Below are 7,634 nucleotides of genomic sequence, written 5' to 3'. Positions count from 1 at the left end.
CCGGGCAGGGTGGCGTTGGCCGCGGGCACGGCCTCGGCGGCACCGTGGTTGACGGTGACCGTGACCCGGCCGTCCACCAGCAGCCGGGCGTCGGTGACCACCACCCCACCCGCCCGGAGCACCCGGGCCGCGGCGGCGATCTCCGCCGACGGGGCGCCGGTGAGCGCGGCCAGCGCGGCGCCGTCGTCCACGTACGCGGGCTGGTAGAGGCCACCCGGTTCGCGGAACGGCCGGACGCAGCGCGGGTCGGCCAGGGCGCGGGCCCGGTCGGCGCCGGCGACCACGTCCCCGGGCCCGTACGGGCAGCGCCGCTCGGCCGGCAGCACCGCCGACACCATGCAGAAGTCCTCCTCGGACACCCGCTTCGCGCAGTCCGGGACGGCGAGCGGGGCGACCGTCGCGGCCGGCAGCACCGCCCGCACCCGGTCCGCGACCTCGGGGGCCGGTGGCAGCGGACCGCCGACCAGGCCGTCGCGGCGCAGCAGCAGCACGTTGCCCGGCGGAATGCCCGGCTGCCACTGCGCCCGCTGGCGGGCCTCGTCGCCGGCCAGGTAGACGCCGAGGGCCACGCTGCCGGCGACCGCCGCCATCACGGCGGAGATGGCCGGCGCCGCCGAGGAACGGTTGCGGCTGGCCTCACGCAGCGCGAGACGGGGAGTCAGCGGCAGCAGTCGCCCCGCCCGGGCGAGCAGCCCGATCAGCGTCGGGGTGGCGAAGACCAGGCCCAGCTCGCCGAGGATCAGCCCGGCCAGCACCACGGTGGGGGAGGACCGGGTGGCACCGAGCGCGGCGACGGCGGCCCCGACGGCGGTGAGCAGCACCCCGAGCACCAACCAGCGCCGGCGGTGCCGGGGCGGCTGGCGCCGGCCGGCCAGCCCGGCCACCACGTCCTGCCGGGCCGCGGTCCAGGCCGGGGCCAGCGCGGCCAGCACCCCGGCCAGCACCGCCACCACGGCGATCGCGGCCAGCGCCGCCGGGAAGACCCGGTACCCGCCGAACCGGGCGGACATGACGTACTGCTCCACCAGCGGCCGGCCGGCGAACGCGGCGCCGACGCCGAGCAGCAGCCCGAGCGCCGCGCCGCCGGCACCGAGCACCACCCCGTCGGCGAGCACGATCCGGCGCAGGTGCGCGCCGTCCCCGCCGGCCACCGCGACCAGGGCGAGGTCCCGCCGCCGGCGGCGGACGCCGACCGCGAAGGCGGGGCCGACCAGCAGCACCACCTCCAGCAGGCCCAACCCGCCGACGAGGACCACGTTGCCCGTCTGCTCCGGGTCGGGCAGGTTCGGTGCGGTGGTCACCTCGTCCCGGCCGGGCAGCGGGACCCGGCCGGCGACCACGATCCCGCGTGCGTTGAGCCGGTCCACCAGGGCAGCGTCCACCGGCCCGGGCAGGTCCACCAGCCAGCTGTCGTCCGACGGTTCGACCGGGCTGCGGGGGGCCCAGCGCCACGATCTCCCGCAGGTCGTCCGGGAACTCCACCACTCCGACCACCCGGTACGCCGTGCCGTCGGCGGCGCGCACCGGCTCATTGAGGCGTACGCCCAGCCGGCGCTGGGCCTGGGGGCTGACCGCGATCTCGTCGGGGGCGCTCGGGGGCCGGCCGGCGCGCAGCCTGGCGAGGGGCCGGGCGAGCGGGTCGGTGAGGTCGAGGGCCCGCGCGTCGATCGAGCCGATCCGGTTGCCGAACCGGAGCTCGAACGGCACCCACCAGCGGACCGGGGTGACCCGGCTGCCGGCGGGCAGCAGATCGGTGAGCTGGTCCGCCGTCACCGGCCGGGTACGGGGCACGGTCTGTACGGTCTGCGCCCCGGCCGGCCAGTAGCTGGTGCCCCAGACGTCCTGGACCTGCGCGTTCTCCGCCACCCAGCGCAGCTCCACGTCGGCCGCGCCGAGCCGGCGGTCCTGCCGTTCGGCCCGGGTCAGCTCGGCCATGTCGTAGCTCACGGCGGCGAAGGCCAGTCCCAGCACGGGCAGCGCGATCATCGCCAACACCAGCGCCGTACGCCCCCGGGCCCGGCGGGCCTCGCGCCGGGCGATCCGCAGCGCGGCCCGCCACGAGCGGAGGGCGCCGGCGATCCGACGCCGGCTCACCGCCCGCTGCCGCTGAGCAGTTGCTCGACGCCGATCAGCGGGGCGGTCGAGTCGACCAGGTCCCCGTCCCGGAGGAAGACCACCCGGTCGGCCCAGCCGGCGTGCCGCGCCTCGTGGGTGACCAGCACCCCGGCCGCTCCGGCGTCCACCCGGCGGCGCAGCAGTTGCAGCACCGCCTCCCCGGTCTGCGAGTCGAGCGCGCCGGTGGGCTCGTCGGCGAGCACCAGGCGACGCTCGCCGACCAGCGCCCGGGCGATCGCCACCCGCTGCTGCTGGCCGCCGGACATCTGGTCGGGGAACCGGTCGCCCAGCCCCGCCACGCCCACCTCGTCGAGCGCCGCCAGCGCCGCCCGGCGGGCGGCCCGGAGGCCGACGCCGTCGAGTTCCAGCGGCAGCGCGACGTTCTCCACCGCGGTGAGGCTGCCGAGCAGGTTCAGGTCCTGGAAGACGTACCCGATCCGGCGGCGCCGGAGCCGGGCCAGCTCGCGCGCGCCCAGGACGCCGAGCGGTTCCCCTTCGACCAGCACGTCCCCGCCGGTCGGCCGGTCCAGCCCGCCGGCGAGCGCCAGCAGGGTCGACTTGCCCGAGCCGGACGGGCCCATCACGGCGACCAGCTCGCCGGCCCGGACGGCCAGGCTGACCCCGCGCAGGGCGTGCACGGCCGCCGCTCCGACGCCGTGCGTCCGGTGCACGTTCCGCAGTTCCAGCACCACGCTCACCGTGGCTCCTTCGTCTCCCGCCGGGTCGGCCCGCGGCTCACCGGCGGGCCGCCTCGTCGGTCCGGTCCACCGCCTCCGGGTGCCCGGTCGGCCGGCCCGGCGCGGGACGGTAGCGGACCAGGCTGGTCTCGCAGTGGTCGAGCCAGCGGACCTCCGCCTCGGCCTGAAAGAGCATCGCGTCCAGCACCAGCCGCCAGGGCAGGTCCTCCGGCTTGTCGCTGGCGTACTTCAACCGCGTCAACTCCTGCAACGCGCGCATGGTGGCGCTGCGCTGGGTCTGCACCACCGCGCGCACGTCCACCCCCGGGGTGGTGAGCGCCAGCGCCAGCTTGATCGACAGTTCGTCCCGGGGCCGGTCGGCCCGGCTGATCGGGGTAGCGAACCACAGTGTCAGGTCCGCCCGTCCGGCGTCGGTGATCTCGTACGGCCGCTGCCCGGCCTCGCTCTCCGGCAGCGAGCGGACCAGGCCGTCGCGTTCCAGGCGGGCGAGCGTGGTGTAGACCTGCCCGATGTTCAGCGGCCAGGTGGAGCCGGTCGACTCCTCGAACGCCGCGCGCAGCTGGTAGCCGTACATCTGGCCGCGTTCGAGCAGGGCGAGCAGGCCGTGGCGGATGGACATGGCGTGGAGTATGCATACCTGGTATGCGGGCCGCAACCGGGGCGATCCGCCCCGTGACCGGCTCGGCGCTCAGACCGGCCGGCCGGGGAACGGGACGGTGATCGGCGTCACTCCGGCGGTGCGCCGCCACCGGGTGGCCCGCAGCGCGCAGTCGGTCAGCGCCGCGAGGGCCCGGTTCCGGTCGGCGCCGGTGGTGTGCGGCAATGCCGCCCGCCAGTGGCCGGCGGTCCGCTCCTCGATCTCGACCGCCAGCTTCAGCGCGCTCGTCCGATCGGTCACCGGGTACGGCAGGGCGTATCCGGCCCGGTCGGCGGGGACCTGACCGCCGCCGCCGCTGAGTTGGAGGATGAGGGCGTCCCGGCGGGTCCGGTGCGCCGCCTCCGCGCTCCGGGCGGCCTGCCGCGCGCCCTCGGCGAGGTGCACCCCGATCACCCCGTACGCCCAGATCGCCGCGTATTCGGCGGTGAGCGCCTCGGCGAGGGCCTGGGCCGGCCCGATGCTGGTCGGTGCGGTACGTGGGATCACGCCAGCGCCTCCACGTGGGTCGCCCGGGCGGCGGCGATCGAGCCGAGCAGCGCGGCCCGCTCGCCCGGCGCGGCGGCGCACGCCCGCGCCGCGTTCTCCCGGCCCTGCTTCTCCGCCTGGCGCAACTCGGCCACCAGGCCGTCCGGGTCGGTCGCGGCCAGCGTCGGGGCGGCGGCGGGGGAGCCGCTGGGCGCCGGTCGGCCGATCACCTTGCGCAGCTCCTCGGCGTGCGCGCGGTGGGCGTCGGCGATCGCAGTGAGCCGGTCGGTCAGGTCCGGGGCGGCGGCGACGGCGGCCCGGTACCGGGCCTCCAGCGCGACCGACTCCGCCGCGAGCGGTTCCAGGGGATCCGGCCCCCGTGACCGGTCGTCACCACGATCGAAAAGATCACAGCCGGCCAGCGGTACGGCGGCGCCGCCGAGCGCGACCAGCGCCCCGGTGCGCAGCAGATTCCGCCGGGAATGTCCCGCTGCTTCCTGATGTTGTGTCGTTCTGCCCGTCGCCACCGGACAAGTCAACACCATCGGTGCCGGGCTCATGGGCCTATCGGCGTCGGTGCGCCGCCCGGGCCGCCGGCCGGCCCGCGCGTTACGCTCTGCGCAGCCACCGGGCGCGTCCGCCCCGGTGGCGTGCCGGCATGGCGGGCCGACCGGCCCGTCCGAACACCAGAAGGGTGCGCAGATGACGCAGCGTGGCCGTGCCACCAGGCCGACGGGGCCCTCCGGGCGACCCCGCCGGTCCGCCGGGCCCCGTACCGGGGACCAGGCCGGCGCGCCCCGCGGCGATCTCGCCGCCCGCCGGGCCCGGCTGCGCGAGGTGATCGAGCCCGTGGTCACCGCCGCCGGGTACGACCTCGAGGACCTCTCCGTCTCCCGCGCCGGCCGCCGGCACGTGGTCCGGGTGATCGTGGACGCCGACGGCGGGATCAACCTGGACGGGGTCGCGGACGTCTCCCGGGCGGTCTCCGCCGCGCTGGACGCGGCCGAGGAGGCCGGCGGCGACATCGTGGCCGGCGAGTACCAGCTGGAGGTCAGCTCCCCCGGCGTGGACCGCCCGCTCACCCTGCCGCGGCACTGGCGGCGCAACGTCGGCCGGCTGGTCAAGGTGACCGTGCGCGGCGCGGCGGGGCTGCCGGAGCAGCGCACCGCCGGGGACCGGCAGCTCACCGGCCGGGTGGTCGAGGCGGACGACGAGCACGTGGTGCTGGAGACCGACGCCGGCCGGGTGGCCCACCCGTACGCCGAGCTCGGGCCGGGCCGGGTCCAGGTGGAGTTCAGCCGCCTCGACGAGGTGCCGGACGACGAGTTCGACGACGATATCGACGACGACGATGATGTGGAGGACGAGGAGAGGTGAACATCGACCTCGCGGCGCTGCGCGCACTGGAGCGCGAGCGGGAGATCCCGTTCGACACCATCCTCGCGGCGATCGAGACCGCGCTGCTGACCGCCTACCGGCACACGGACGGCGCCGAGCCGCACGCCCGGGTGGAGATCGACCGCAAGACCGGGGCCGCCTCGGTGTACGCCCAGGAGGTGGACGCCGAGGGTGCCGTGGTGCGGGAGTGGGACGACACCCCGCACGACTTCGGCCGGATCGCCGCCATGACGGCGAAGCAGGTGATCCTCCAGCGGCTGCGGGAGGCCACCGACGAGGTGCACTTCGGCGAGTACGTCGGCCGGGACGGCGACCTGGTCACCGGCGTGGTGCAGGCGCACGAGGCGCGCGCCGAGAAGGGCATTGTCAGCGTCGACCTGGGCAAGCTGGAGGGCGTCCTGCCCCAGTCCGAGCAGGTCCCCGGCGAGCGGTACGCGCACGGCGAGCGGATCCGGTGCGTCGTGGTGCACGTGGCCAAGGGAATGCGCGGCCCGCAGATCACGTTGTCCCGTTCGCACCCGGCACTGGTGAAGAAGCTCTTCGCCCTCGAGGTGCCGGAGATCGCCGACGGCACCGTGGAGATCGGTGCGATCGCGCGTGAGGCAGGTCACCGTACGAAGATCGCGGTGCGCTCGACCGCCCCTGGCGTGAACGCCAAGGGCGCCTGCATCGGCCCGATGGGCCAGCGGGTCCGCGCGGTGATGAGCGAGCTGCACGGCGAGAAGATCGACATCATCGACTGGTCGGACGACCCGGCCACCTTCGTCGGCAACGCGCTCTCGCCGGCCAAGGCGCTCCGGGTCGAGGTGGTCGACCTGGCCAGCCGGACCGCCCGGGTGACCGTTCCGGACTTCCAACTCTCGCTCGCGATCGGGCGGGAGGGGCAGAATGCCCGACTTGCTGCCCGATTGACCGGTTGGCGGATCGACATCCGGTCCGACGCCGAGCAGTCGGGCGGGGCCGGTCGGAGCGGAGCTGATCACGTACCGGAGCCGGGCGGCGCGATCTCGAACAGCTAGGGGTAGACTTCCTCCAGTGGTACGACGCGCGCTACCGGAGCGCACCTGTGTGGGCTGCCGGAGGCGAGCGCCGGCCAGCGAGTTGCTGCGGATCGTCGCGGTCGGCGACGAGGCTGGTCATTACAGCCTCCGGCCCGATCCGGCCCGCAGACTGCCGGGTCGGGGAGCAAACATGCACCCGGATCCGGCCTGCTTCGCGCAAGCGGTGCGGCGCCGTGCCTTCGGGCGGGCGCTGCGTGTCACCGGGGTCATCGACCACGGTGCGCTGGCGCAGCACGTTGACGCGCAACCCCCGACGACCGGTCAACCCGACCGGTCGAGGGTCGCTAGCAAGGTAGGACGACCGACATGAGCACACGATGAAGTCCCTGAAATGACCAGGCTTCAAGTGCACGAGTGAGGTCGCTGCGGGTGCTGCCCGCACGACCTCGGAGTGAGGAGTGCAGTGGCAGGAAAGGCCCGCGTACACGAGCTCGCCAAGGAGCTCGGGGTCGAAAGCAAGACCGTTCTCGCCAAGCTCAAGGAGATGGGCGAGTTCGTGAAGTCCGCGTCCAGCACCGTCGAGGCGCCCGTCGCCCGACGGCTGCGTGGCGCATTCGTCGCGTCCGCCGGTAGCTCCGCGGCACCGGCCGCCCCTCCGGCGGCCGCGCCGTCCCCGGCCCCGACGCCGACCCCGACCCCGACCCCGGGTGCCCCCCGGGTCTCGGCCAAGCCGATGCCGCCACGGCGGCCGGCCGCGCCGACCCCTGGACCGAAGCCCAAGGGCCCGGTCCCCGGCCCGCCGCAGCCGGCGACTCCGGTCGCCAAGCCGGCGAGCGCGCACGACATCGAGGTGGCGGCCGCCGAGGCGCGCGCCGCCGCGCTGAAGGCTGAGCAGGAGGCCGCGGTCAAGGCCGCGCAGGCCGCCCGCCAGCAGCAGCGCGAGAACGTCCGTCGGGAGCCCCCGACCGAGGGTGGTCCCCGTCCGGGTCCGCGTCCGGGTCCGAACGCGGTGCCGCCGCGTCCGGGTACCCCGGCCGCCGGTCGTCCCGGCGGGCCGACCCCGGGCCCGGGCGCGCGTCCCGGCCGTCCGCCGGCGCGTGGCGCCGGCAACAACCCGTTCGGCATTCAGGGCGGTCAGCAGCGGCCGCCGGCTGCCGGTGCCGGCGGTCCCCGTCCGAGCCCGGCCGGCATGCCGCCGCGGCCCAGCCCGGCCTCCATGCCCCCGCGGCCCAGCCCGGCCTCCATGCCGAGCCAGCGCCCCGCCACGGGTCGCCCCGGCGGCCCCGGTGGCGGTCGTGG

10 protein-coding genes are annotated in these 7,634 nt (G+C 76.1%); 5 read left to right on the top strand and 5 right to left on the bottom strand.

Translation table 11 applies throughout. The features are described 5' to 3' along the window. The coding region (locus ONA70_RS33010; RefSeq protein ID WP_319959480.1) for an FtsX-like permease family protein at window positions 1-1,400 on the bottom strand (1,400 nt) is incomplete at its 3' end. 242 nt (window positions 1,401-1,642) lie between these two features. Between ONA70_RS33010 and ONA70_RS33005 the strand changes: the two genes are divergently transcribed. Beyond that, window positions 1,643-1,825, top strand: a complete 183-nt coding sequence (locus ONA70_RS33005) for a hypothetical protein (protein WP_265010404.1) — start codon at window positions 1,643-1,645, stop codon at window positions 1,823-1,825. Between the two features lie 265 nt (window positions 1,826-2,090). Here the strand turns inward: ONA70_RS33005 and ONA70_RS33000 are convergent, their stop codons facing one another. The 4 genes from ONA70_RS33000 to ONA70_RS32985 all read right to left on the bottom strand — a co-directional run bounded on the left by ONA70_RS33000 (window position 2,091) and on the right by ONA70_RS32985 (window position 4,406). Beyond that, window positions 2,091-2,813, bottom strand: a complete 723-nt coding sequence (locus tag ONA70_RS33000) for an ABC transporter ATP-binding protein (RefSeq protein WP_265010403.1) — start codon at window positions 2,811-2,813, stop codon at window positions 2,091-2,093. Window positions 2,814-2,850: 37 nt separating this feature from the next. Further along, window positions 2,851-3,432, bottom strand: coding sequence for a PadR family transcriptional regulator (locus tag ONA70_RS32995; protein WP_265010402.1), 582 nt, complete (start codon window positions 3,430-3,432; stop codon window positions 2,851-2,853). A gap of 69 nt (window positions 3,433-3,501) precedes the next feature. Next, window positions 3,502-3,954 carry a ferritin-like domain-containing protein gene (locus ONA70_RS32990; RefSeq protein ID WP_265010406.1) on the bottom strand — a complete coding sequence of 151 codons (453 nt, stop codon included), beginning with the start codon at window positions 3,952-3,954 and terminating at the stop codon, window positions 3,502-3,504. Then, a complete protein-coding gene (locus ONA70_RS32985; protein ID WP_265010405.1) occupies window positions 3,954-4,406 on the bottom strand; it encodes a hypothetical protein in 453 nt (150 codons plus the stop codon). The genes ONA70_RS32990 and ONA70_RS32985 overlap by 1 nt, the downstream gene beginning before the upstream one ends. Before the next feature lie 232 nt (window positions 4,407-4,638). On the opposite strand from ONA70_RS32985, the gene rimP reads away from it, so the two are divergent. The 4 genes from rimP to ONA70_RS32965 form a co-directional block, all read left to right on the top strand. Beyond that, a complete protein-coding gene (gene rimP / locus ONA70_RS32980; RefSeq protein ID WP_265010401.1) occupies window positions 4,639-5,313 on the top strand; it encodes a ribosome maturation factor RimP in 675 nt (224 codons plus the stop codon). Beyond that, entirely contained in the window at window positions 5,310-6,353 is a 1,044-nt protein-coding gene (gene nusA, locus ONA70_RS32975) for a transcription termination factor NusA (protein WP_265010400.1), read from the top strand. The genes rimP and nusA overlap by 4 nt, the downstream gene beginning before the upstream one ends. Window positions 6,354-6,369: 16 nt before the next feature. After that, window positions 6,370-6,705, top strand: a complete 336-nt coding sequence (locus ONA70_RS32970) for a YlxR family protein (protein ID WP_265010399.1) — start codon at window positions 6,370-6,372, stop codon at window positions 6,703-6,705. A 93-nt stretch (window positions 6,706-6,798) separates the two neighbouring features. After that, on the top strand, window positions 6,799-7,634 hold an 836-nt coding region (locus tag ONA70_RS32965), incomplete at its 3' end, for a translation initiation factor IF-2 N-terminal domain-containing protein (protein ID WP_265010398.1).

It is taken from the genome of Micromonospora yasonensis (assembly GCF_026013475.1).
GTDB classification, from domain to species: domain Bacteria; phylum Actinomycetota; class Actinomycetes; order Mycobacteriales; family Micromonosporaceae; genus Micromonospora; species Micromonospora yasonensis.
The sequence above is the reverse complement of the archived record's forward strand: the minus strand, read 5'-3'. Positions and strand labels throughout refer to the sequence as shown.